This is a genomic window from Mesoflavibacter sp. CH_XMU1422-2, assembly GCF_037029245.1.
In the GTDB taxonomy this organism is placed as follows: Bacteria; Bacteroidota; Bacteroidia; order Flavobacteriales; family Flavobacteriaceae; genus Mesoflavibacter; species Mesoflavibacter zeaxanthinifaciens.
Window position 1 is genome coordinate 1 of the sequence record NZ_JAYMEE010000053.1, and the last position, 565, is coordinate 565.

Genomic DNA, 565 nt, shown 5'->3' on the forward strand with positions numbered 1-565 from the left:
CGATTTTCCGATTGAGCTGAAAGATAGAAAATTGCAATGAATTTCCGTAGGAAATTCAGCCGCAATTGAATTTATACAATGTTGTAGGTAGTTTTTTATTCATATTTTGTTAATCAACCATAGAATTCCGATTCCAGAGAATAAAAATCCACCAACTATAAAAATCATTGGAAAATAGGTTTTCCAGAACTCGCTATTTATCATTATTTCGTATTCGTTATCCTTTTTCAAGTAAATAATATCAATCGGTTCATTTATCCGTTTTGGATTCGCACTTGAGTCCAACTTTTGGGTTGTTTCAATTCCGTTTTTGTCTCTAAATCGAACAACTGGAAAGTGATAGATATGTGAATTTCCGTCAGCGTCTTTGTTACGTTCCTCTATAAAGTCAATTATTTTACCTTTAGTTTTAATTCCACTTCTTTGTATTCTACGATTTGAATTCCGAACGTCAAATCCAGCGTATAAAAATCCACCTCCAACTATTAAAAAGACAATTGCTCCAATTAAGTTTTCCATTCAGTTTCTTGGGTTGTCAAATTACCTACAACGGTCTCGGCTATGA

1 protein-coding gene is annotated in these 565 nt (G+C 33.1%); it reads right to left on the minus strand.

The window, feature by feature from the left end:
- Window positions 1-99: 99 nt before the first annotated feature.
- On the minus strand, window positions 100-519 hold the full coding sequence (locus tag WA340_RS05995; protein WP_336127879.1) for a DUF3592 domain-containing protein: 420 nt from the start codon (window positions 517-519) through the stop codon (window positions 100-102).
- Window positions 520-565 lie beyond the last annotated feature (46 nt).

Coding starts and splice junctions, on each gene's coding strand:
- WA340_RS05995 (WP_336127879.1), bottom strand. CDS start 519: ATGGAAAACTTAATTGGAGCAATTGTCTTTTTAATAGTTGGAGGTGGA.